We start from the raw sequence: 23,180 nt of genomic DNA, 5'->3' as shown, positions 1-23,180 counted from the left end.
CTTCACTGAGTCTCAAAATGGCAAACAAAGAATTTGATGTAGTTGTTATCGGTGCCGGCCCCGGCGGATATATCGCCGCGATCCGCGCTGCACAACTCGGCTTCTCGGTCGCTTGTGTCGAGAAATGGACGAACCCGGCGGGCAAGATGGTGCTGGGCGGTACGTGCCTGAACGTCGGTTGCATTCCGTCGAAGGCGCTGCTCGCGTCGTCGGAAGAATTCGAAAAGGTCGGCCATCACCTGGCCGATCACGGTATCACCACGTCGGATGTCAAGATCGACATCGCCAAGATGCTCACGCGCAAGCAAGGCATCGTCGACAAGATGACCGGTGGTATCGAGTACCTGTTCAAGAAGAACAAGATCACGTGGCTCAAGGGCGAAGGCTCGTTCGTTGCGAAGAGCGACGGCGGCTACCAGATCGACGTGAAGCCGGTTCAGGAAGCCGACAAGCCGGAAACGGTCACGGCCAAGAACGTGATCATCGCGACCGGTTCGAAGGCCCGCCATCTGCCGGGCATGCCGGTCGACAACAAGCTCATCTCGGATAACGAAGGTGCGCTCTCGTTCGACACCGTACCGAAGAAGCTGGGCGTGATCGGCGCTGGCGTGATCGGTCTGGAACTGGGTTCGGTGTGGCGTCGTCTGGGTGCGGAAGTCACCGTGCTCGAAGCCATGCCGGAATTCCTGGCTGCCGCCGACGCCGGCGTCGCCAAGGAAGCGCAGAAGCAATTCAAGAAGCAAGGTCTGGACATCACCGTCGGCGTAAAGGTCGGCGAAGTGAAGGCTGGCAAGAACAACGTCACGGTCAACTACACGGACAAGGACGGCAAGGAGCATGCGCTCGAAGTCGATCGCCTGATCGTGTCGGTCGGTCGTGTGCCGAACACGGACAATTTGGGTCTGGGCAACATCGGTCTGGCGATCGACGAGCGCGGCTTCATTCCGGTGGACGACCACTGCCGTACCAAGCTGCCGAACGTGTACGCGATCGGTGACGTGGTGCGTGGCCCGATGCTCGCGCACAAGGCTGAAGACGAAGGCGTGCTGGTGGCCGAAGTCATCGCCGGTCAGAAGCCGCACATCGACTACAACTGCATTCCGTGGGTGATCTACACCTCGCCGGAAATCGCATGGGTCGGCAAGACCGAGCAGCAACTCAAGGCGGAAGGCCGCGAGTTCAAGCCGGGTCAGTTCCCGTTCGCTGCCAATGGCCGCGCACTGGGCATGGGCTCGTCGGACGGTTTCGTGAAGGTGCTGGCCGATGCCAAGACCGACGAAATCCTCGGCGTGCACGTGATCGGCCTGAATGCTTCGGACCTGATCGCCGAAGCCGTGGTCGCGATGGAGTTCAAGGCTGCGTCGGAAGACATCGGCCGAATCTGCCATCCGCACCCGTCGCTCTCGGAAGTGATGCGTGAAGCCGCGCTCGACGTCGAAAAGCGTGCACTGAACAAGTAAGCCGCTTTACGCTTACCTGTACGAACAAAGGCGAGGCGACTCGCCTTTGTTTTTTCCCGATTTCCGTTGTTACTTTTGCCCCCCGGCGCCGGCTCGTCGCCGCACTGCATGAACGTTCGCGAATACTACCAACAAGAATTGGCCGAGCGCGGCTACAAGCCCGACGAAGCGCAGGAGCGCGCCGTCGAGCGTCTGCAGCAATGCTACGACGAATGGGCGGCGTACAAGTCCAAGCGTTCGAACACTTTCAAGAAGTGGCTCGTGCATCCGGATCTGCCCAAGGGCGTCTATCTGTGGGGCGGCGTGGGACGCGGCAAGAGCTTCCTGATGGACAGCTTCTTCTCGGTGGTGCCGCTGCAGCGCAAGACGCGTCTGCACTTCCATGAGTTCATGCGCGAAGTCCATCACCAGTTGCAGGCGCTCAAAGGGTTGCCCGATCCGCTGGACGAACTCGCCAAGCGCATCGCCAAGCGCTACCGGTTGATCTGCTTCGATGAGTTTCACGTCTCGGACGTGGCCGATGCCATGATCCTGCACCGCTTGCTGGCCGAACTCTTCAAGAACGGCGTGCAGTTCGTGATGACGTCGAACTATCGCCCCGACACGTTGTATCCGGACGGCCTGCACCGCGACCGCGTGCTGCCCGCGATTCGTTTGCTCGAAGAGAAGCTCGACGTGCTTAACGTCGACGCTGGCATCGACTATCGCCGCCGCACGCTGGCGCAGGTGCAGGTGTATCACTACCCGCTCGGAAACGAAGCCAACCGTGCGCTGCGTGCGGCGTTCAGCGAAATTGCCGGCGTGCCGGACGAGAGTCCGCTGCTGCATATCGAACAGCGCGAACTCAAGGCGCTGCGTCGCGCGGGCGGCGTTGTGTGGTTCGACTTCCATACGTTGTGCGGCGGTCCGCGTTCGCAAAACGACTATCTGGAACTGGCCAACCGTTTTCACACCGTGGTGCTCTCGGATGTGCCCAAGATGACGCCGCGTATGGCCTCGGAAGCGCGTCGCTTCACCTGGCTCGTCGACGTCTTCTACGACCACAAGGTCAAGCTGCTGATGTCGGCGGAAGTGCCTGCGGAAGCGCTGTACACCGAAGGGACGCTTTCCAATGAGTTCACACGTACCGTGTCACGACTCGTAGAAATGCAGTCGCTGGAGTATCTGGAAGCGCCGCGTCGCGTGGTGGATACCTCGCTGACCTGAGTGCGTTCACGTCGCCGCGCGCAGGGAGGGGGCGCTCAGCGCCCCCGGTCCCCGCGATTGCGCTGGCGTGAATCCGGCGGTGGCGGCGGGGGAGGTGGCGGCTGCCGCTGCTCGCGGAGGTGGTTGTAGATGTCGCCCCGCAGGTCTCCTTGCGGTCGAACCTCCTGCTGTTGCCCACGGGACGATCCAGGCCGTGTCCCGCCATGATTGTCGCCGCGTCCGTTCGGACGATCGGCAGCCTGCGCGAACCAGCCCTGGAAGAATCGGCCGTCCGACGACGATTGGGCCGCAGCGCCCCACGACGCACCGGCCAGCATGACGAAACACAGTATCCGGACAAGTCGGTTGTGACGCATGGTGCCACCTCCTTGTCGGTTGAGCTGCCTTGATTGGCCGAAATCCCCATCTGTCGTGCCAATGCCATGCCAGCCGGATAGGCTGGTCGGCACGGCACGGCAAATGCGGCTACGCTTCGAGAGTAAAAGGGTGGCGACCGATGTGCTGTAAAGATTTGTAAAGCAATGTAAGCCGATGGGTCAGGGCGTAATACGTCGCCTACCATGCGCTGTTTTGAATGTCGGAGTCTTGCACTGCGTAAGCTTTCTCTGGTTGTCGTGGCCCTGCTTGTCGTGCTGGGGCTGCTGTTCGGCACGCCGTATTACACCTTGTGGCGCGCGCGCGATGCGGCCAATGCCCGTGACGCCGCCACGCTGTCGTCGTACGTCGACTATCCGGCGGTGCGTGAAAGTCTGAAGGTGAGCCTTCACGACGAGCTTTCCCGTCAGATGGACAAACAGCGCAGCAACGCCTTTGGCGCGCTAGCCCTGGCGTTGGGCGGCTGGGTGTCCGATCGCGTAGTGGAAGCGTTGCTGACGCCGGAAGCCGTTGCTGCGATGTTGCGCGGCGACAGTACGGGGCTGCCGCCTGCACCGGGCGCGCCCGCGCCGCGCGATGTAGTGCCGCCGCAAGCCGAATCGAGCGCGCCGCAAGCTGCGCCTGTCACACCCGCCGCACCCGCAGCACCGCCGGCGAATAGCGGCGCCAACGCGTCGGAAGCGCCAGCCACCACCGAAAACCCACCGCCGCGTACGACAACGCGTACCGAGTTTCAGGACTTCAATCACTTCCTCGTACACGTCCCGCGCAGCGACCGCCCGGAACGGGTCGTGACGTTCACGCTCACGCGCCGCAACGTCGTGCAGTGGCGATTGACGGCCATTGCGTTGCCGCCGCTGTGATCCCGCTCATCCCTCATCGACCCGCGCTTTCCGGTCAGTTGCGAACACCATCTTGAACTCGATTTTGAATGCGATGTCCTGGCGACGCCTGTGCGTCGCCGCCATGCTGAGCGGCAACGCGCTCGTGGCCGCGGCGTCCGCCGATCTGTCGTCGCCGGTCGGCGTATGGCGCATTGTCGACGAGACGGGCGACCCGAAAGCCCTCATCACCATTACCGAAAAAGACGGAGAGATCGTCGGTGCGCTGACCAAGAGCCTCGGTCGGCCGGATGGGCTGGAGCGCCGCTGCAACGAATGCACCGACGCGCGTCGCGGCAAGAAGCTTCAGGGCATGCAGATCATCCGTGGTCTGCACAAGGACCCCGATGGCGACGAGTACGTCGGTGGGAAAATTCTTGATCCTGATAGCGGCAGCGAATACGGCTGCAAGATGCGGGTCGTCGAGGGTGGCAAGAAACTCGAAGTTCGAGGCTATTTCGGCATCTCATTGCTGGGACGCACCCAGACGTGGATTCGCGAGCAGTAGCGCCACGTCCCCTCGCATCCCCTCACATCCCTTTCATCTCCCGGTAGATTGAGCGACGAAGATTCACGTCGGGCCACGTGTGGTGGCGCGATGCAGACGGTGGTCGGCTAGAGGACTTCCTCAGCACGAGGAACCGCCTTTGGCGTAATCTTCAAAGCGACTCACGCGTGATATGCCGCATTCCCGGCGACGACGTCGAGTCCTACGACAATCAATTCCGTATCTGGGAGGATGACAATCATGAAGCAGATTTCGAACGCGACGTCGTGGCGACGTCTGGGTGCGCATGCGCTCGTCGCAGTAGCGTTGCTGGGCGGTGTCGCAAAGGCGGCGCTGGCTGCCGACGACACGTCGCCGGTTGGCGTGTGGAAGACGATCGACGACAACACGGGCAAGCCGAAAGCGCTCGTCACGATCTCGGAAAAGAACGGCGAATACGTGGGTGTGATCACCAAGGGCCTTGGCGAGAACGACGATCCGGCACGCATCTGCGAGAAGTGTACGGATGAGCGCAAGGGCCAGAAGATGCTCGGCATGGAGATCATCCGCGGCATCAAGAAGAATGGCGACGAGTATTCCGGTGGCACCATCCTCGACCCGGAAAACGGCAAGGACTACAAGTGCAAGATGACGGTGGTCGACGGCGGCAAGAAGCTCGACGTTCGTGGTTTCATCGGCATTTCGTTGATCGGCCGCACTCAGACGTGGATTCGCGAGCAATAAGGCTGTCAATGCGATAAGTGGCACAAGCGCTGCGAGCGTCGTAAGCGCCGTAAGCGACATCGAGAGAGAGACAAGACCCGGACGACATTTCGCCGGGTCTTTTTCGTTGATGGCGCAGGCGTTACGGCGTCGGCGTGGCGGCGCTCATGGGGCGCGCGACGTGGGGTAAGCCGTCGAACAACGAGTAGATCATCTGCAACGTCGAATGTCGGGCGATGGCGCCTCGGATACCCGAGGTGCTCGGCGCTGCGGGCGTGTCATGCGACGCATGGCGGCCGCGATGCCGTGTGGTGGCGACCTGTGGCGGCAAGGCGACCGGCAAGGCGATGCGCTCGCCGATGGGGCGCGGGACCGTGATGCGCGCGACCCACGACACCGCGTGACCGATGAGCGGTATGCGCGTCGCAAAATGGATACCGTTTTTCAACATCTCCTGAATCACCGAAAGCAGTTCGCCATCGACGTAGTACGACTTCACCCGCGACCAGGCGGGGACGGCGGCATGCCGAGCGACCGTCTTCTTGTGAAGCCCGGCGGGGTCGAAGGTCACCGCCGTCGAATGTTGCACCACGGATGTTTGCGCCGATGCCAGCCCGCCACCCAGCGAATGCCCCGTGAACACGAGCTGCTTCGGCGGATAGTCGCACGCTAGCGATTTTCCCCAACTGATGGCCTCTTCGTACTGCTTGGAGCGCAACCCCAACGCCTGTCGGACGTTGTGAATCCAGTCGACGAAGGCGCGCCCGGTAATGCCCATCTCCGTGCCGCGATCCGCCGCAAGATAGCGATCGCATAGCTTGTCTTCATACAGCGCGCCGAAGAAGCCCGATTGCCTCGGCCCGTTGTCGTCGTGCATGCTGACTCGTCTTACGCGTGTCGGCAAAATCTGTGGGACCGAGCGATCGAAATAAACGTCGTGATTCACGAGTGCGGCCGTGATGTCGTTGCGTTGTTCGATCATCGACGCGGGGAGGCACGCCTTGCCCTTTGCTTCGATCAACGTATCGAGTTCGTCGATGCGCTGTGCGACGGTGACGAGCTTCGCGGTGCGACAAGCGGAATCGTGCGCAGCGCTTTCGCCGACGAGCGGTTGCATTTGTGCGAACACGTTGTCGTAGGCCACCGATTCCGCGCAGCCGCAAGGACGCGATGCCGCGTCGAGGTCGGCTTTTTGGCAGGCGTGCGGTCGCGCCCCGGACGCCCGCGCCTCCAAACAGGCTTCCCGCCAGGCCTGTACCAGCACACGCACACGCTCGGCCAGCAGATCGCCGTTCGCTTCGCCCGGCTGAGAGGGACGCGCGATTGCTGCGCGATGTATCGTGCCGACCAACTGCAATGAACGTCGCCGCTGGTCGTCGAACATGCGACGTTCTCTTGAGATGTCGGCCCATGGTGCAGGGGTGTCGTGAACCATGTCGTCATGAAACGTCGGTGGCGACGTGTTGCCGACAGACGGGTTGGGCGGTTCGCTGCTGGCGCGGGTGTTGCGAGTGATGAGCGCGGTGAGCGCCGAGGGGGAGGGCGTAGGGTTGAGTGCGCCGGACTGGATATGCATGAGGTTTGGGAAACGACGTGAAAGGCGAGCGATTCTGCGCGACGCCTTTGCCCCCGGAAATCAAGAATGGCTCATTTGAAAGTCGCGGCTGCGCGTTTCATGAACATGCGAACGAACGGTTGCCGACGACAGCGCGTTCGACGCCAGATACGACAACGCCCGGGCAGTGTCGCTTCACTGTCCGGGCGTTGCCGTCCTGCACCGTCGTCGGGGTCTGCGCCCTGCGAACGGTTCCCCCTCGCGATCTTCCGGCGGGATCGCGGTGCCCTCTATCCGCTCTATCCCGTCTATCCCGTCGATTTACTTGCTGCTCAGTGCGCCGAGCAAACCGGTGACCGGTGCGAGCAGACCGCCTGCCCCGCCGGTACTCCCCGATGCGCCACCGGCAAGCGACGTCAAGGGCGCCGTCGCCGAACTGAGCAACGTCGTGACGGGAGCGAGCGGATTGCCAGCACCGCTGCCGCCCGTACCCGTCGCACTCGTCACGCTGCCGAGCAGACCCGTGACAGGACTCAGCGGATTGCTGCCGGATGCGCCGCCACCGGCCACGCCGCCAAGCAATCCCGTGAGCGACCCGAGCGGGTTGCCCGCTGAGCCCGACGCGCCACCCAGCCCACCCAGCAAGCCGGTGAGGGCGCCCAGCGGATTGCTGCCACCTGCCGTCGTCGGCGTCACCGTCGTATTACCGACATTCGCCAGCACATTGCCGAGCGCGTTCGCACTGCTACCGTTCGTGCTGCCGGAGAGCAGCCCGCCCGCGCTCGTGACCGTATTACCCAGTGCCATCAGCGGATTGCCGAGACTCGCGACGACGGCGTTGGGGGCGGCCGCCTTGACCTGCGCGCCCGTCGAATTCAATGCGCCGCCGAGCGTGCCGAGCAACCCTGCAACAGGTGTACCGAGGCCGCTGGCGCCGCCTACGGTTTGCGTCGTCGTGACGAGCGTGTTCGTGATTGGCGTGATGACGGACGAGAGCGCCGAGGTCGCCTGAACGACTTGCGGGCTCGTGAGCGTCTGCGAGAGGGTCTGGCCGCCGCTGACGACACCCTGGCCGACGGTAGTGACCGCCTGACCCAGCACTCCCGTCAGCGAACTGACGGGAGTATTGGCGAGCGGTCCGCTGTTGCCGATGCCGGCGACGCCGCTACCGAGCGACTTGGTGGCGTTGCCGAGGTCGGACACGACACCACCGGTACTGGCGAGCGTGGTGCCGACCGGATTCGCGCCGGACTTGCCGAGCTGACCGAGTCCGTCGCCGACGCCCTTGCCTAGATCGGAGACGGCGGTGCCTGTCTGCGAGATCGTGCCGCCGACGCCTTGCATGACCTGTGGCGACACGCCGGGGAGGGTGGTGCCCGACACCTGATCGCCCACCGCGCTCACCACCGAGCCGACCGAACTCACGACACCGTTGCTGCTCGTGGTGGGATTCGTCGGATTGACGGGGTTGGTCGGGTTCGTCGGGTTATTGGGATTCGTAGGGTTGGTCGGCGTGTTGGCGGTCGCGCCGCTGCCGCCCCCCGAGCTGGAGCATCCGGTAATACCGACTACACCCGCCACAAGTGCTGCGAACAACGTGGGACGCAGAATCTTCGACATGACCTGTCTCCTTTCCGTACGGCGCAGTCCGCTTCGACATGCGTCGGCGGGGCGGTCGTGGCATTCGCGCGACGGTCGCCCGCTCATCCGTTATTGGGCTTATGACTTCGATGCGCTGCCGCGTCCGTTCGATACCAGACCGGCGATGTCCTGATCGGCTTCGAAGCGCAGACGGAAGGTCTCGCTCTTGAGGGTGCGGATGCTCTGCACCAGGAAGTCGTGGATCGCAGCGAGTTCGCTGTGGTCGTACGCCGCGCTCACCGCCGTGAGTTCACGCGAGACGGACGACAGGAATTGTTCGATCTGCGCGCACTTTTCTTCGATGGGGTGAATCATCACCATGCGACGATCGTGCGGGTTCTTCTCGCGCTCGACGAAGCCTGCACGCTCTAGCCGGTCGATGACGGTGGTGATGCCACCGGAGCTCACCCCCATGAGTTCGGCGAGCTGTCCTGCGGTGATCGATTCGAGTTCGAGAATCAGATCGAGCGCGTTCAGATCGGTGACGTTCAGACCGAGCTGCTCGGCAAGCGCGGCGTGGTAGAGCGCCGTGTACACGGCCAGCCGGCGTCCGAGCGAGCGGACGATACCGGTGACGAGATCGTTTCGGTTCGTGTGTCGATCGCTCATGGTGCCGCTCGCTCCGTTCGTTGCATTCGTTCCATTGGAGCCGTTAGGCGAGGCGGCGCCGGACTCGGCACCGTACGTGTTGTGACTCTGCGGGCCGGCATAGTGACTGCCGGAATTTCCGGTGTCGCGCATCGCCACAGGTTCTGCGCCTTGCGGGGCGGATTCGCCATGACCGCGCATCAGAACGCCGGTATCGGAGAGAAAGCGGGCCATGGCATTTCCTTATCGTTTGTTGTTCGTTGTGACGTGGCCGGCGCTACGACGGCTGAACAACTGTGTGCGCCGAGCCACATCCTGAAGCGATTGCTGCGATTACTTGCCGACGCTGGCGACGCTGCCCAGGAGGTTCGTCACCGGCTGGATCAGCACCAGCAAACCGCCCGTGCCACCCGTGCTGCCACCGGCGCTGCTCGTCACGCCCGAGAGCAGGCTCGTGACGGGGGCGAGCGGGTTGCTGCTACCGCTGCTGCCACCGGACGCCGCGCCGCTCAGGCCGCCAAGCAGGCTCGTGACAGGCGCAAGCGGGCTGCTGCTGCCGCTGGTGCTACCCAGACCGCCGAGACCGCCGAGACCCCCCAGCAGGCCGGTAACGGAGCCGAGCGGGTTGCCCGCGCTGCCACCGCCGCCGGCGGTCGTAATGCCGAGTCCGCCAAGCAGCGACCCGAACGAGTTGGTCGAGCCATTCGACGTGGGGCCGTTGACCACGCCGCCGAGCGTCGAGACCGTTTTTCCGGTGGCATCCACCGTGTTGCCGAGTGCGACCACGACACCGTTGTTCGATGTGCCGCCGATAGTCGTGCCGACCTTGCTGACGACACCGCCGACGGTGGTGATGAGGTTGGACACCGGACCGCCGAGGCCCGTCGTGGTGCCCACGGTGCGCGTGGTGTCGGAGACCATGTTGGTGATCTGGTTGATCGGCTGCGATAGCGTCGAGGTCACTTGCCCGACCGGTCCGGTCGTCGCGAGCGTCTGGCCGAGGATCGCGCCACCGGCAATGCCACCCTGGCCGACCGACTGGACGATGCCGCCGACGCCGCTCACCAGCGTGTCAACGGGGGTGCCTTGCAGCGGATTGCCCTTGGTGATGCCCTGAATGCCGCTGCCGAGCGATACGCCTGCGTGGCCAAGATCCGTCACCGCAGGGGCGACGCCAGCGAGCGTCACGCCCACCGTGTTCGCATTCGTGCCGGTCTGGCCAAGGCCGCTGCTGACGGCATTCCCGAGATCGGTGACGGCGTTACCCGTGCTCTTGAGGGCGCCCCCCATGCCTTGCGACGTTTGCGCCGACACCAGTGGCAGTTGCGTGCTGGCGACCTGATCGCCCAGCGCGCTGACCACGTTACCGGCCGAGCTGACTACGCCACCTGCACCGGAGGCCGTCGTGCCCACCGCGTTCGGCGTGCCGGTCGTGCCGGTCGAGGTGGCGCCGCTGCCGCCGCCGCCGCTGGAGCAACCCGTGAGGACGATGGCCGCGATGGCGGCCGAGGCCAGCAGAGTGCGTTGAAGTGTATTGCTCATGATGTCTATCTCCCTTGATCGTTCTGAATATCGGCTGGCGGGGGACCGCTCAATGACGCCGTTTTATGTCGCGAATTGCCTCAGGTACTGCTATTTCCATTTGAGAAACCGTGGCCGCTCGCTGTGATGCCGTTGTGCGTGTGCGGCATGCTGGGTGAGCCGGATCCGGCCCGGCCCGGTCCGGTGCGTGAGCATCGGTGCGAGGGCCGGATCGCGGCGGTCACAAACTGGCGGTGGAATCACGCGGGTCATGATCGGTTTGTCTGTCGTTGAAGTCGGTGCGCGCAGCGATGTGTCGACGTCGCCGATTCAGGCGACTCGATTACTTCTTGCCACCGAGCAGACCGCCGAGCAGGCCGGTCACCGGAGCGAGCGGGCCGCCGCTGTTGCTGCCGCCCGACGTCGCACCACCGACTGCGCCCGTCACCGAGCCGAGCAGCGTCGTCACCGGGGCGAGCACGCCGCCCGACGCCGAGGCGCCTGCACCGGCCGAAGCACCGCCAGTCCCGGTCGAGGCACCTGCGCCCGCCGTAAGCGTGCCGCCGAGGCCGCCCGTCAAACCGGAGACGAGGTTGGTGACCGGGGCGAGCGGGTTGCTGCCCGAAGCACCGCCCGTTGCGCCGCCGAGTGCACCGGTCAGACCGGAGACGAGATTGGTGACCGGGGCGAGCGGGTTGCTGCCCGAAGCACCGCCCGCTGCGCCGCCGAGTGCGCCGGTCAGTCCGGAGACGAGGTTAGTGACCGGGGCGAGCGGGTTGCTGCCCGAAGCACCGCCCGTTGCGCCGCCGAGTGCGCCGGTCAGGCCGGAGACGAGGTTGGTGACCGGGGCGAGCGGGTTGTTACCCGACGCACCGCCCGTTGCGCCGCCCAGCGTGCCCGTGAGACCCGAGAGCAAGCCCGTGACCGGCGCCAGCGGGCCAGAGCCTGTGCCCGAGCCGACACCGATCACACCCGACAGGCCACCGAGCGCAGCGCTGAGCGGCGCGAGCGGGTTGGTGCTCGTCGGCGTGCCATGGACGAGGCCGCCAAGGCTGGCCACCGTGGTGCCCACACCGGCGACCACGCCGCCGAGATCCTTCGCGACCGGGTTGTTGATCTGGCCGCCGAGCTTGGTGCCCACACCGGCCAGCCCAGCGCCGACGGTGGCCAGCAGTCCGGCGACCGGCGTGCCGAGCCCCGTGGTGTTGCCGACCGTTTGCGTCGTATTGGTCACCACCGTCGTGATCGGAGTGATGGTCTTCGACAGGCCCGATGTCAGTTGCTGCACCGGTGCGCTGTTGACCGTCGTCGTCAGCCCGTTGCCGAGTGCAACACCGGCGTCGCCGACCGAGGTCACCACGCCGCCGAGCAGCCCGGTGACACCGTTGACCAGTGCCACGTTCTTGAGCGGACCGGTTTGACCCAGTCCTGCGACAGCGCTACCCACTTGCTGACCGGCCTGACCGAGGTTGGCCACGGCGCCCGTCACGCCGGTGAGCGTCGGGTTCAGTGCGTCGTTGCTCGAACCAAGCTTGCCGAGGCCGTTCGTGAGGCCGTTGCCGATCGACTGCACAGCGTCGCCCGTTTTCACGACAGCACCGGACAGTCCACCTTGCGTTTGCGAGCTGACGATCGGCAGGTTCGTGCTGCCAAGCGTCGTGCCCAGATCGCTGACCGTCTTGCCGACTTGCGTCACGACACCCGTGCTGGCGGTGGCCGCCACGACGCCGATCGGGTTGGTGGAGGCTCCCGTGCCGCCGTTGCCATTTCCGTCACCGTTGCCGTTGCCATTCCCGTTGCCATTCCCGTTGCCATTGCCGCTACCACTACCGCTGCCGCTGCCCGAACCGTCCGGCACAGTGCCTGCGCCCGAGCCGCCACCGCTGCCGGTACCGGCCGAGGTGCCGCTGCCGCCACCGTCGCCGAGCGAACCACTGGTACCGCCCGAACCGGAGCTGGCGCAGCCGGTCATCGTGACGACAGCGAGAAGCACGGCGGAAGCGAGAAGGTTGCGTTGGATGTTTTTCATGATGGTGTCCTCTGGTCTTTGTCGTATTCAGGCGAGCACGTTTTGCGCTGCCAGTCGGTTGTTCATGCGTTGTGCGATGAGTTCGAACAGGAGCGCGGTGACGGTTGCGCTATCGGGGCCCGTCATCGCATGGGCCGAATTCGTGTAGCTGCTGCGAGCGTTCGCCGCGTCGGTCGGTGTGGCGGTGGCGCGTACGCCACCGCCTTCTTCACCGCCCCTCCCCGGGGCTTGCGCCTCTACGATCGGTGTCGGCGACAGCCTCGCGCTGCTTAGCCGAGATGCGTTGACGCTCTGCCGAAATGGCGGCTGCGCCGTGCACCGTTTGTTTGGTATTGCCAACGATCATGGTGTCCCTCGTGATCTTTAGCGTTGCGATGCAGGGATATGCGCAAGAGGTGTGCCAACTACAGATCCGGGGTTCGAATAAGCCTTCTAGTTTTTCCGGCAATCGGCTGAGAAGCCTGTATTTATTTGCGTTTCGGAAAACAAGAATCTTTTGGATCGAGATATCTCGATGGCGCAGGGGAAGTGAAAAGTCAGGGTTAACGCCATCGGGAAATGGCGAATAAGAGGGGAAACGACGTTCCCGTTACGGGGTTCGTTACGGGTAACGTAACGTAACGATTCAGCTGTAACGAGGTGGAAGGGTTACCAAAAGGAGGTGGGAAAGGGATAACGCGAACGAATGACGTGCAGGCGCGGAATTCAGGAGCAAAAACAACTGCATCAGAACGCCCCGGAAGATATTCGGGAGTTCCGGCGATTCGGGTAATGCCCGATCAAACGTAATCGCTGGAAAGCCGTGCAAATGGCTAAATACGCTATGCGGTCGAGCAGAAGGGCGTAATGGACTGGCGCCAGATGCCGTGTGACATGGGCGTGTTCGCTTTGTGAAACGCGATGCGACGACTTTGAAAAAATGAATAATTATTTAAATGGGTGCTGAAATCGAAGGTGAGGGGAATTCGCCAATATGTGTGGCGTCGCACCAATCATGGTTTTCCCTCGCGCACGTTGTATTGCTTAGTTTTGGAGTATTGTTTGATCAACCTGTGTAACGCTTTATTACATCCTCCGGGTTGATTGGAAGCAAGACTCTAGTTTTTGTGATTTAGTTTAAATTAGCATCGGAAAAAATTAGTACGCGAGTGCAAAGGCTGTGCCACCGGCCACGGAAATATTGGCGTACAAGGTAAAAGAGGTTCGCGAGCCTTACAGCGCAACGGACCCGAGGCCGAAGTCAAGAGTTGATCAGCGATATGGCGGGATTCCGTCGTCAGACCTTAGGGGCCTGACGGCCCTGCTGTGTGCCAACGGGCGTTTAGCGCCTTTTTGAGGGAGGGTGATATGAAACTCGGAAATCGTTTTCGTCTGTTTGCGCGCGATGAGCGTGGTGTAACGGCGCTTGAGTACGGCATCCTCGCCGCTATCGTCGCGGTGATCATCGGTGGCACCGTCTATACCAATCTGGGCACGACGTTCTCCTCCGTGTTCTCGAAGATCCAGTCGGCGGTCACGGCAGCAGGCGCATAAGGTTTACGTGGTTCGTATCGGAACAACGCAGCTTCGGTGTTCCGGAAGAGGTCGGCACAGGTTCCTCGCGTCTGCGGCCTGTAGCGAGGCATCATGCGGACCACAAGCGGAAAAGCGGAATAGCGGGAAAAGACGGGAGAGGCGCAAGTTCACAGACAAGCGCCGTTCGGGGTAGATGCTGTATTCGCGGGGAAGCGAATCATGCGAGCAAATCGAGTTGGGGACAGCGGCCGACAGCACAGAGCGTTGCGGCAGAAGGGCGTGACCGCGCTGGAATACGGCATTCTCGCGGCCATCGTGGCGGTCATCATCGGCGGCACGGTGTACACGAACATGAGCAGTGTGCTCTCGAGCGCGTTTAGCTCGGTGACGTCGGCGGCCACCTCGGCGTCATCGCATTGAGACGGCATCGGCGCCGATTTGTATAGGCGGTTTAAGCGGAACCGGATGCGAGACCTCCTGTGCTGACATTGCTGTGGCTGCTATGTGTGCCGATCGTACTGACCGACCTGATCGCACGGCGTATCCCGAATATCTGGCTATTGTGCGTTGCTGGGCCCGCGCTGGTCTGGATTGCATGGCAAGCGTGGCACACCGGACCTCGCATGCTGTGGGTGCATGGACTGGGCGCACTTCTGGGTTTGATCGTACTGCTACCTTTTTGGTGGCGAGGCGTGATGGCCGCAGGCGACGTCAAGCTGTTTGCGGTGATCGGGTTGATAGCGGGTTACCCCGCGCTGTTGCCGGTGTGGTGTCTGGCCAGCGCGGCGACCGGCTTGCATGCGCTGGTGCTGCTCACCGGTCGAATGAAATGGCTCGCACGATGGCGCGAACGCTGGGCGGCGTCGGGAGTGTGGCAACGAATTCTGCAGTGGCGGGCGGGGCGCGTGGGGTTGCCTTACGGGGCGTATCTGGCTGCCGCAGCGCTTGTAGTGCGATGAAAGCAGTGAGATGAAAGCAGTGCGCGGATGAGGGCGTGAGGGCGCCTGCCGCAGGCTGCAGCAGGATCGCTGTCCATGGCAGCGTCTGGAGGCATCGGCGGTGACGAGTGTTGGCGCAGCCAGCACCGAAATAACGGGAGGCGCGGGCGACGCCGCGCAAATGTGCAGGTTCATGCGTCGCCAGACACGGTCGAAAAGTGCCGTGCGCGACGGGGAGTATCGTCATGAAGCGGTCTGGGGCACGGGCAAATTCAGGGTTGCGATGCGTTCGGTCAATACGACTGCGCGGTGTCGCCGCTCTGGAATTCATGCTCATTCTCATGATCCTCTTGCCCGCCTTCTACGTTGCCGTCGCCTTCTCCATCAATATTCTTGCCCGGCAAATGCTCACACAGGCCGCCTCCGAGGCTGGCCGTGCGATGTTGCGCGCTGGCACGATGGCACAGCGTCAGGGCTACGCCACGACGGCGATCAATACCACGCTGACATGGCCTTCGGCGTCGGCTGTCAGCGCGACGTTTCCGGTGGACGCCACGTATCCCTGCCCGGCATCGGGGACCGGCACGGTGTCGCAGTGCATTGTGCACGTGACGCTGACGCTCAATCAGCCGATGACGGTCAACTGGCCGGGGCTGGGGGCGCTGGTGCCGCAAACCGTGATCGGTACGGCGGCCGTGACGCTGGACACGTCGACGCTCGGGGGCAGTTGAGTGGTCGTCGGGATGGGCAGAACACGCGCGAAGCATGTACGAAGCAGGTAGAGGGAAAACAGAAAGCGAGCAACAAAAAAAGGACAACGCGTGAGACGACAGGAAGTCGCATCGGATTGATATGCCGCCGGCACACCGGCGCCCCGCAAGTTGTGACTGAACGGCCGACAGGCCCCAAGCCATGAACAAAGCCACCAAGATTCTTGCTGCCGTGCTGGTTATCGCCGGTGTCGCGCTGGCGCTTTTCGCATTGCGTCTGGGAACGAACAATGCGCCCACGCCGAGCGCCGCACCCTCTGCTGTGACCCAAACGCTGACACAGCGCTTCCCGGCTGTGGTGGCGGCCAGAGCGCTCGCGCCGGGCAAGCCGATTACGGCCGACGACATCAAGATTGCGCAGTTCGACAGCCAGACCTCCAATGCCTTCGGCAACCCGGCCGACGTCGTGGGCCGGGTGCCGCTCGTCGCACTCGCAGCGGGGGTGCCGGTCACGCAAAACACGCTGGCACGCGGTCTCGCGATGCAACTCGCCCCCGGCGAGCGCGCCGTCGCCCTTCCCGTGACCGAGACGGTCGGCGTGAGCAACCGCATTCGCCCCGGCGATTTCGTGGACGTTTTCTTCACGATGAAGACGAATCAACCCGTAGGCAGCCCGACGGTCGGCCTGGTGGACGACACCCAAGCGCGCTTGCTGGCGTCCCGGGTGCGGGTGCTGACCTATGGCAACGCGTCGCTCGACGACATCACGCCGCCGCCCGCCGCGCCCAGCGTCGCCTCCACGGTCGCGGCAGCGACGGCCAGCGCGCCGCCGCCCCAACAAGCGGCCGCGCCGCAACCACCGCCGATGCCCGCGACGTCGGCGGTCGTAGCCGTCCCGACCGAAGACGTCAACCGACTCGTGCTCGGCGCACAGCAGGGCAAGATCACGCTCGCATTGCGGAACCCCGCCGACGACACGAAGCCCGATACGTCGCTGTTCCCGCCGACACCGCCCGTACTCGTGAGCAAGGCCGGTCTCGCGGGCGACAACAAGGCCGCACTGAACTCGCCGGAGAACCGGGCCTACGCCGGTATCGCCACGACGGGGCTGGCGGGTGAGCCACCGAGACGCACGGCCGCACCTGCGCCGCGCTCGCCGGGAGGTGGAGGCAGTGGCGGAGGCACGGTCGAAGTCGTGCGCGGCGCCGAGCGATCCACCGCCTCCTTCTAATCCATCGCAACGCAACGATTTGAACTGAGTGAACTGAATTGAAGTGACGAGCAGATCCGGTGATGTTCGGGCGCGGGGGGCAACCAGTGCGACGAACACCACTTAACCGACACAGTGACCGATACAGCCACGCCATGATCAGAAGCCAGGTTCGCACTGCCAGACGAGAGACCAGACGTGTCACGGGAATGCTGTTTTGTTTTGCTGCGCTGCTCGCATGTGGGGCGACGGTCGCGGTCCGGATGGCCGACGCCGCAGACGTTGCACGGGGCGCAGGGGCTCGTTCGCTGACGCTCGCCGTGCACGAACAGCGCGAATTACCGGTCTCGGGCACGCTGGAGCGCGTGGCCGTTGCCGATCCGGAGATCGCGGACATCGTCGTGCTCAAGGGCTCGGGCGGGCGTCGCGGTTCGGTGCTGGTCGTTGGCAAGAAGGCCGGTACGACACAGGTATCGACGTGGCCGCGCGGTGGCGAGGCCACCCGTTGGGAGGTTCACGTGCAGGGCAACCTGCAAAGTGCATTGGGTGACACCGGCACGGCCAGCGTCGACGCGCGCGGCAGCGCTGCCGTCATCAGGGGACATACGAATACGCTCATCGAACACAGCGGCCTGCAAGCGGCAGCGGTCGATGCGACGGGCAAGGGCGGCGTGGTGGTGGACCGTTCGACGGTCGGGGACACCGGCGTCGTGCAGGTCGACGTCAAGATCGTCGAGGTGAACCGCAACATTCTGAATCAACTGGGGGTGGACTTTACGGCAGAGCGCATCTCGCCATCGGGCGGATTCGGCGTGATTTCGACACTGGGCACGGCTGCGTTCGGCAGCGGCGGTACCTCGACGTCGAACTTCGGTTCGTTCTTCGGATCGATCACGCGTGGCGCATTCAACCTGTCGGCGAAGATCAACCTGCTGCAGTCGAACGGGTTGGGGCGCGTACTTGCTGCACCGTCGCTGGTCGCCTTGTCGGGACAGAGCGCGAGCTTCCTCGCCGGTGGCGAGTTGCCGGTGCCGCAGTCGGGGGGATTGGGCACGACGACCATCGTCTACAAGTCGTTCGGTGTGGGCCTGACGGTGACGCCGACGATTCTGTCGCCGAACCGGATTGCCCTGAAGGTCGCGCCGGAGGCGTCCGACCTTGACTATACGAACGCCGTGGTGATTGCGTCGACGCAGATTCCCGCGATCACGACACGGCGCGCCGATACGACGGTCGAGCTGGGCGACGGCGAGAGTTTCATCATCGGCGGGCTGATTTCGCGCACGACGACCGCCGCCGTCGACAAAGTGCCGCTGCTGGGCGATCTGCCGCTCATCGGCTCGTTTTTCCGGAATCTGAAGTACAACAGTATCGAGAAGGAGCTGGTCATCATCGTCACGCCTCACCCGGTCAAGCCGGTGTCCAGAGACGTGACGCTGCCGCTGCCGGGGGACACCCGGGAGAAGCGGCCGGGGCCGGTGTGGGGCGAGTATTTGATGGGCGTGGCAAGCGACAGCGAACTGCCGGGCTTCTCGAAGTGACCGAAGTGGCATTAGCGCCGGATCGCCGCAGGTTCGACGGCGGCGCGGCGGTCTCGGGCGAAGCATCGGCGAAGGCCGGGTTGGGGTAGTAAGGAGTGCACAAATGAACGCACCGACGCGAATACTGGACACCATGACTGAGTTGCATCGCTTTCTTTTTTGCAGCGCACATGCCGGCCACGGACAGTGGCTCTCGGCGGCTTTGCGCGAAGAGGGCGTAGTGCTGCAGGAAGCCGGACGTCCGGCGCAGTTGCAGCAGCGCATCGGCGATCTCGATCCGCAGGTCGTGTTGCTCGACTTCTCGGGCGAGCCGACCGGCCATGCCGACGATCCGCTCGACGGCGGCATCGCGCAGGCCACGGAACTGGCGCAGATGCTCAAACGCGTCGCGCCCAAGCTGCCGCTGGTCGCCGTGGGGTCGTTGGTGCGCGCCGACGGTATGAAAGCCGCGCTGCGCGCCGGCGTCCACGATTTCATCGACATGCACTCGACGCACGACGAAGCGCTCGATGTCGTGCGTCGAGTGATCGACCACACGCCCACGGTGAGCGTGACGACAGCGCCGCAGCGCCACGGCCGGTTCATCGTGCTGCTGGGTGCCCGGATCGGTGTCGGATGCAGCACGCTCGCTGCGCATCTGTCGCAACTGGGTCAGGAAATGTCCGTCGGCGCCGACCCGGACCGTGCGGAGAAGACCGCGAAGGCTGCCAAGGCCAACGCGAACAAGGACGACAAGTTCGACAGCTCGTTGCTCGGTCATGTCGCACTGCTCGATCTCGGGTTGCCCTCCGGCGACCGTCTGCTGTATCTCAACACGCAAAGCCAGTTCAGCTTTGCCGAGGCCGTGCAGAACTTGCGCCGTTTCGACGAAACGCTGGTGCACACGGCCGTATCGCACGCACCGAGCGGTCTGGCCGTGCTGCCGCTGCCGCTCGATCTGGGCGACATGCGCAGCGTGGCGGCGGCCGACGCGCTCGCGCTCACCGACCGCCTGCGGGCGTTCTTCGATCTGATCGTGGCCGACCTCGGCGGTTTCTCGAATCCGGCGTTCGTGGCCAGCCTCGTGCGCGCTGCCGACGAAGTGTGGCTCGTGGTCGATCAGAGCGTGGGCGCGATCGTCTCGCTCGCGTCGATGCTGCGCGACCTGGAGGAGAAGAGCGTCGAGCGCAGCCATCTGCATCTCGTCCTCAATCGTTACGACCCGCGCTACGGCATGGCGGCCGACCAGATCGCCAAGCGGTTCGACGTGCCGCTGCTTGCCACGCTGCCCGACCGGCCGCTCGCCATGCTCTCGGCCACCAATCAGGGCAAGCTGATCATCGACACGGCACGCGGCGACCCGTATGTGCGCGCACTGCAACCGTTGGTGGAGCGCTTGCTCTGCGCCCAACATGCGGGCGCCGCGTCGCACCGACATTCGTCGGGCTGGCTGGGCCGATTCATGGGGAAGCACTGATATGACAGACTCCATCGAATTTGCCGACGACAAACGCGCGTTTGCCAATTCACAGCAGTTTCAGGACATCAAGACGGCGGCGCACGAACATCTGCTTGCGCGCATCGAAGAACTCGGCGCGGAATTCGGGCGCTGGAGCCGTAGTGCGATCCAGCAGTTCGTCGATCTGGAAATGGATGGCTTCGTGCGTCTGCGCCGCATCCCGATCAACGAGGCGGAGCTGCGTCAGATCTCCGACGCGCTGACCAAGGAGTTGGCCGGCTTCGGCCCGATCGAGGACCTGCTGGCCGACGCGGCGGTGGAAGACATTCTGATCAACGGCTACAACGACGTATACGTCTCGCGTCGCGGCGTACTGGCGCGCGAAGCGCTGCGCTTCTCCGACAATCAGCACCTGCTGCGCATCGTGCGTCGCATTCTCGCGCCGATCGGGCGGCGTCTGGACGAATCGAATCCGATGGTCGACGCGCGTCTGCCCGATGGCGGACGCCTGAACGTGGTCATCGAGCCGCTCGCCGTCGATGGCCCCGTCGTCTCCATTCGTAAGTTCCGCAAAGACCCGCTCAAGCCGTCGGACCTGTTGCAGCTCGGCAGCTTCAACGAAGAAATCTACAACCTGCTCGAAGCGGCGGTGCGCTCGCGTTGCAACATCCTCGTCTCGGGTGGCACGAGCTCGGGCAAGACGTCGCTGCTCAACGCGCTGGCGAGTTTTATCCCGGCGACCGAGCGCGTGGTGACGGTGGAAGACACGGCCGAACTCTCGCTGAACCACCCGCACGTGGTGCGACTGGAGTCGCGTCAGGGCGGCTTCGACGGTTCCGGCGAGGTGACGATTCGGGACCTGATTCGAAACAGTCTGCGGATGCGTCCCGACCGGATCATCGTGGGCGAAGTGCGCGGCTCCGAAGTGCTGGAAATGATGCAGGCGATGAACACGGGCCACGAAGGCTCGATGGCGACGATTCACGCCAACTCGCCGCGTGAATGTCTCTATCGTCTGGAGATGCTGGCGGGCTTCGCCGGGTTCCAGGGCAGCGAGAGCAGCCTGCGCCGTCAGATCACGAGCGCGCTGGATTTCATCGTGCAGATCGGCCGTCTGTCGAGCGGACGCCGTCGGATTCTGTCGATCACCGAAGTGACCGGCGTGTCCGATACCGTCATCTCCACGCAGGAACTGTTCCGTCACGAGTCGGTGGTCGGGCCGGACGGCGAGGAAAAGGACAAGTGGGTTTCGCTCGGGCTTCAACCGCACTCGCCGAAGCTCCAGCGTTACAAGGAGCAGACGCGCAATGCCGCGGCCGCCGCGCAAGCGCAGCAAGGCAACGTGCCGCCGGACTCGGGTGGCGGTGGCTTCTTCGGACGCCGTCGATGAACGCCCTGGTGCTGTGGGCCGCATGCATCGCACTGCTGCTGATCGCAGCGGGGCTGGAGCTGTGGCGTCGCACACATCTGCGCGCACGCGAACAGGCGACCAGCGCGTTTCTTGAGCGTCAGCTGGCGCAGAACGCGCCGAAGTCGGGGGCTGCCGAGACGGGCGAAGTGCGCGCGCCGCGCCGCAAGTCGTTGCCGTGGGAGTTCTTCTTCGAGCGTGCGGGTGTGCAACCCGATGCGCCGTTCTATCTCATGCTGATCGTGCCCGGTCTCGCGCTGACGCTGGGGTTCTGGCTGTGGCAGGGGCCGCTCTCGGCCATTGTGATTCTGATCGTGTATGCGGTCGTCACGGTGCTGCGCTACTGGCTCAAGGCAGCGCGCCGACATCGTGACATCGTGCGTCAGTTGCCGATCTTTCTCGACGGCATGGTGCGTATGCTGACCGTCGGTAACAGTCTGCCCTCGGCGTTTCAGTCGGCCGCAGGCAACGCCGATCTGCCGCTGCGGGAGTTGCTCGAGCGGGCGGTGCGTCAGGTGCAGGCGGGCGTGGACCTGGACGTCGCGCTCAAGCAGATTGCGCGCGTCTATCAGGTGGACGAGATTTATCTGTTCGCGTCGGTCGTCGATCTGTCGACGCGTTTCGGCGGACGCGCCGACCAGATTCTGTCGCGCATGTCGGGCTTCATGCGCGACCGCGAGCAGGCGCAGGCCGAGTTGTTCGCGCTGTCGTCTGAGACGCGCATGTCGGCGTGGGTGCTCGCGGCGCTGCCGATTGTCGTCAGTGCGCTGCTGATGTTGCTCAATCCAAAGTTCTTCGAGCCGATGTTCCAGGAGCCGGCGGGCCAGAAGCTGCTGGTCATCGGGCTGGGACTGGAGGTGTTCGGCGGTTTCGTGCTGTACCGGTTGGCCAAGTCGCTCTGAGCGCGAAGGACCCGCAGCCATGAACTTCTCATCGTTCTCGACGGACTCGCAAACCTGGATGATGCTCGGCCTGCTGATGGTCGCGGCCGGGCTGTTGCTTGCGGCGTCGGCAATCTTGCTGCGCGCCGTGCGTCAGGGGCGCAGTGGCAGGATGATCGATCAGGTGCTGGCGAGCCGTCAGCAACAGGCGCTTGCGGCGTTGCGCGCGGCGACATCCCCGGCGGGCTTGCGTGCGAATGGCGATGACGATGCACAGGCGTCGGGCGAGGGTAGGCAGCGTGGCTGGCGCTCGCTGCTCGACCGTGCGGCGGCACTCGGCAAGCAATGGTCGGAAACACGTCTCGGACAGAACCTGATTGCGGCGGAAGATCGTCTGCTGCTCGCGCAATGCGGCTATGACAGCGTGCGCGCCAAGTCGCTGTTCCTGTTCACGCGCGTGGCGCTGGCGGTGGTGCTGCCACTGATTGTCTGGTTGTGGTTTCCGGGCGGTGGCGGACTCGGCACGATCCTGCGGCTGATCGGCGCGGCAGGCGCCGGATTGCTCGCACCGAAGTTCTACGTGCAGCGCAAGGCAGGACAACGTCGTCGCGATCTGGTGGACGAACTGCCGTTGCTCATCGACTTGTTGCGACTGCTGCAAGGCGTCGGGCTGTCGATGGACCAGAGCTTGTACGTGGTGGTGTCCGACTTTCGCGAAGTGCTGCCGATTCTGTCGAAGGAATTCGAAAACGCCAACCGCCAGTACGCGTCGGGGCGCGGTCGCGAGGCGTCGATGGGACGGCTGCGCGAGGTGTACGACAACGACGATCTGCGCGCGCTGGTGAGGCTCATCGTGCAGGTCGAACAGCATGGCGGTGCGGTGCAGGAGCCGCTGCAACAGTTCAGCGACCGCTTGCGCGAACAGCGCCGTCAGACGATGAAGGAGCGCATCGGCAAGCTGACGGTGAAGATGACGCTGGCCATGATGCTCACGCTGCTGCCCGCGCTGATGCTCATGGTCGCGGGACCGGCGCTGCTGTCGCTGACCAAATCCATGGAGGCCATGAATTGAC

General features: G+C 64.0%; 20 protein-coding genes. 15 read left to right on the top strand and 5 right to left on the bottom strand.

Features of this window, described 5'->3' with window-relative positions:
• Window positions 1-17 precede the first annotated feature (17 nt).
• The 5 genes from lpdA (at window position 18) to MB84_RS14335 (ending at window position 5,153) form a co-directional block, all read left to right on the top strand.
• Window positions 18-1,460 carry a dihydrolipoyl dehydrogenase gene (lpdA, locus tag MB84_RS14355; protein WP_046292268.1) on the top strand — a complete coding sequence of 481 codons (1,443 nt, stop codon included), beginning with the start codon at window positions 18-20 and terminating at the stop codon, window positions 1,458-1,460.
• 108 nt (window positions 1,461-1,568) lie between these two features.
• On the top strand, window positions 1,569-2,666 hold the full coding sequence (zapE, locus tag MB84_RS14350; protein WP_046293828.1) for a cell division protein ZapE: 1,098 nt from the start codon (window positions 1,569-1,571) through the stop codon (window positions 2,664-2,666).
• 560 nt (window positions 2,667-3,226) lie between these two features.
• Entirely contained in the window at window positions 3,227-3,904 is a 678-nt protein-coding gene (locus tag MB84_RS14345; RefSeq protein WP_084009795.1) for a DUF2939 domain-containing protein, read from the top strand.
• A gap of 73 nt (window positions 3,905-3,977) precedes the next feature.
• Entirely contained in the window at window positions 3,978-4,430 is a 453-nt protein-coding gene (locus tag MB84_RS14340) for a DUF2147 domain-containing protein (protein ID WP_046293826.1), read from the top strand.
• A gap of 240 nt (window positions 4,431-4,670) precedes the next feature.
• A complete protein-coding gene (locus MB84_RS14335; protein WP_046293825.1) occupies window positions 4,671-5,153 on the top strand; it encodes a DUF2147 domain-containing protein in 483 nt (160 codons plus the stop codon).
• 121 nt (window positions 5,154-5,274) lie between these two features.
• Here the strand turns inward: MB84_RS14335 and MB84_RS14330 are convergent, their stop codons facing one another.
• From MB84_RS14330 to MB84_RS14310, 5 genes are all read right to left on the bottom strand, one after another.
• Complete coding sequence (locus MB84_RS14330; protein WP_052653391.1) at window positions 5,275-6,708, bottom strand: Tle-like phospholipase domain-containing protein; 1,434 nt, start codon at window positions 6,706-6,708, stop codon at window positions 5,275-5,277.
• A 300-nt stretch (window positions 6,709-7,008) separates the two neighbouring features.
• Complete coding sequence (locus MB84_RS14325) at window positions 7,009-8,307, bottom strand: collagen-like triple helix repeat-containing protein (RefSeq protein ID WP_052653388.1); 1,299 nt, start codon at window positions 8,305-8,307, stop codon at window positions 7,009-7,011.
• Window positions 8,308-8,406: 99 nt separating this feature from the next.
• Window positions 8,407-9,150, bottom strand: coding sequence for a MarR family winged helix-turn-helix transcriptional regulator (locus tag MB84_RS14320; RefSeq protein ID WP_052653387.1), 744 nt, complete (start codon window positions 9,148-9,150; stop codon window positions 8,407-8,409).
• Between the two features lie 99 nt (window positions 9,151-9,249).
• Complete coding sequence (locus MB84_RS14315; RefSeq protein WP_046292267.1) at window positions 9,250-10,458, bottom strand: collagen-like triple helix repeat-containing protein; 1,209 nt, start codon at window positions 10,456-10,458, stop codon at window positions 9,250-9,252.
• Window positions 10,459-10,780: 322 nt separating this feature from the next.
• Window positions 10,781-12,466, bottom strand: a complete 1,686-nt coding sequence (locus MB84_RS14310; protein ID WP_046292266.1) for a collagen-like triple helix repeat-containing protein — start codon at window positions 12,464-12,466, stop codon at window positions 10,781-10,783.
• A 1,347-nt stretch (window positions 12,467-13,813) separates the two neighbouring features.
• On the opposite strand from MB84_RS14310, the gene MB84_RS14305 reads away from it, so the two are divergent.
• From MB84_RS14305 to MB84_RS14260, 10 genes are all read left to right on the top strand, one after another.
• Window positions 13,814-13,999, top strand: a complete 186-nt coding sequence (locus tag MB84_RS14305; RefSeq protein WP_046292265.1) for a Flp family type IVb pilin — start codon at window positions 13,814-13,816, stop codon at window positions 13,997-13,999.
• Between the two features lie 261 nt (window positions 14,000-14,260).
• Window positions 14,261-14,401 (top strand): Flp family type IVb pilin, encoded by a 141-nt coding sequence (locus tag MB84_RS14300; protein WP_245725368.1) that lies wholly within the window; start codon window positions 14,261-14,263, stop codon window positions 14,399-14,401.
• 59 nt (window positions 14,402-14,460) lie between these two features.
• Window positions 14,461-14,940, top strand: coding sequence for an A24 family peptidase (locus MB84_RS14295; protein ID WP_084009793.1), 480 nt, complete (start codon window positions 14,461-14,463; stop codon window positions 14,938-14,940).
• 308 nt (window positions 14,941-15,248) lie between these two features.
• Window positions 15,249-15,650, top strand: a complete 402-nt coding sequence (locus tag MB84_RS14290) for a hypothetical protein (protein WP_046292263.1) — start codon at window positions 15,249-15,251, stop codon at window positions 15,648-15,650.
• Window positions 15,651-15,831: 181 nt separating this feature from the next.
• Window positions 15,832-16,860, top strand: coding sequence for a Flp pilus assembly protein CpaB (gene cpaB / locus MB84_RS14285; RefSeq protein WP_046292262.1), 1,029 nt, complete (start codon window positions 15,832-15,834; stop codon window positions 16,858-16,860).
• Window positions 16,861-17,102: 242 nt separating this feature from the next.
• The gene (locus MB84_RS14280) at window positions 17,103-18,380 is read left to right on the top strand and encodes a type II and III secretion system protein family protein (RefSeq protein ID WP_046292261.1); all 1,278 of its coding nucleotides are present in this window, start codon (window positions 17,103-17,105) and stop codon (window positions 18,378-18,380) included.
• 103 nt (window positions 18,381-18,483) lie between these two features.
• A complete protein-coding gene (locus tag MB84_RS14275) occupies window positions 18,484-19,836 on the top strand; it encodes a CpaE/TadZ family protein (RefSeq protein WP_046292260.1) in 1,353 nt (450 codons plus the stop codon).
• A gap of 1 nt (window position 19,837) precedes the next feature.
• Window positions 19,838-21,208, top strand: a complete 1,371-nt coding sequence (locus MB84_RS14270; protein WP_039397836.1) for a TadA family conjugal transfer-associated ATPase — start codon at window positions 19,838-19,840, stop codon at window positions 21,206-21,208.
• Complete coding sequence (locus MB84_RS14265; RefSeq protein WP_046292259.1) at window positions 21,205-22,128, top strand: type II secretion system F family protein; 924 nt, start codon at window positions 21,205-21,207, stop codon at window positions 22,126-22,128. Before MB84_RS14270 ends, MB84_RS14265 begins: the two co-directional genes overlap by 4 nt.
• Window positions 22,129-22,147: 19 nt before the next feature.
• Complete coding sequence (locus MB84_RS14260; RefSeq protein ID WP_052653382.1) at window positions 22,148-23,179, top strand: type II secretion system F family protein; 1,032 nt, start codon at window positions 22,148-22,150, stop codon at window positions 23,177-23,179.
• Window position 23,180 lies beyond the last annotated feature (1 nt).

The sequence above is a fragment of the Pandoraea oxalativorans genome (assembly GCF_000972785.3).
GTDB classification, from domain to species: Bacteria; Pseudomonadota; Gammaproteobacteria; order Burkholderiales; family Burkholderiaceae; genus Pandoraea; species Pandoraea oxalativorans.
The sequence above is the reverse complement of the archived record's forward strand: the minus strand, read 5'-3'. Positions and strand labels throughout refer to the sequence as shown.

Excerpts from the sequence above, each read along its gene's own strand:
- lpdA (WP_046292268.1), top strand. The coding sequence starts at position 18 with ATGGCAAACAAAGAATTTGATGTAGTTGTTATCGGTGCCGGCCCCGGC.
- cpaB (WP_046292262.1), top strand. The coding sequence starts at position 15,832 with ATGAACAAAGCCACCAAGATTCTTGCTGCCGTGCTGGTTATCGCCGGT.
- MB84_RS14275 (WP_046292260.1), top strand. The coding sequence starts at position 18,484 with ATGAACGCACCGACGCGAATACTGGACACCATGACTGAGTTGCATCGC.
- MB84_RS14340 (WP_046293826.1), top strand. The coding sequence starts at position 3,978 with ATGTCCTGGCGACGCCTGTGCGTCGCCGCCATGCTGAGCGGCAACGCG.
- MB84_RS14280 (WP_046292261.1), top strand. The coding sequence starts at position 17,103 with ATGGCCGACGCCGCAGACGTTGCACGGGGCGCAGGGGCTCGTTCGCTG.
- zapE (WP_046293828.1), top strand. The coding sequence starts at position 1,569 with ATGAACGTTCGCGAATACTACCAACAAGAATTGGCCGAGCGCGGCTAC.
- MB84_RS14330 (WP_052653391.1), bottom strand. The coding sequence starts at position 6,708 with ATGCATATCCAGTCCGGCGCACTCAACCCTACGCCCTCCCCCTCGGCG.
- MB84_RS14325 (WP_052653388.1), bottom strand. The coding sequence starts at position 8,307 with ATGTCGAAGATTCTGCGTCCCACGTTGTTCGCAGCACTTGTGGCGGGT.
- MB84_RS14305 (WP_046292265.1), top strand. The coding sequence starts at position 13,814 with ATGAAACTCGGAAATCGTTTTCGTCTGTTTGCGCGCGATGAGCGTGGT.
- MB84_RS14320 (WP_052653387.1), bottom strand. The coding sequence starts at position 9,150 with ATGGCCCGCTTTCTCTCCGATACCGGCGTTCTGATGCGCGGTCATGGC.
- MB84_RS14315 (WP_046292267.1), bottom strand. The coding sequence starts at position 10,458 with ATGAGCAATACACTTCAACGCACTCTGCTGGCCTCGGCCGCCATCGCG.
- MB84_RS14335 (WP_046293825.1), top strand. The coding sequence starts at position 4,671 with ATGAAGCAGATTTCGAACGCGACGTCGTGGCGACGTCTGGGTGCGCAT.
- MB84_RS14290 (WP_046292263.1), top strand. The coding sequence starts at position 15,249 with ATGCTCATTCTCATGATCCTCTTGCCCGCCTTCTACGTTGCCGTCGCC.
- MB84_RS14270 (WP_039397836.1), top strand. The coding sequence starts at position 19,838 with ATGACAGACTCCATCGAATTTGCCGACGACAAACGCGCGTTTGCCAAT.
- MB84_RS14265 (WP_046292259.1), top strand. The coding sequence starts at position 21,205 with ATGAACGCCCTGGTGCTGTGGGCCGCATGCATCGCACTGCTGCTGATC.
- MB84_RS14345 (WP_084009795.1), top strand. The coding sequence starts at position 3,227 with ATGCGCTGTTTTGAATGTCGGAGTCTTGCACTGCGTAAGCTTTCTCTG.
- MB84_RS14310 (WP_046292266.1), bottom strand. The coding sequence starts at position 12,466 with ATGAAAAACATCCAACGCAACCTTCTCGCTTCCGCCGTGCTTCTCGCT.
- MB84_RS14260 (WP_052653382.1), top strand. The coding sequence starts at position 22,148 with ATGAACTTCTCATCGTTCTCGACGGACTCGCAAACCTGGATGATGCTC.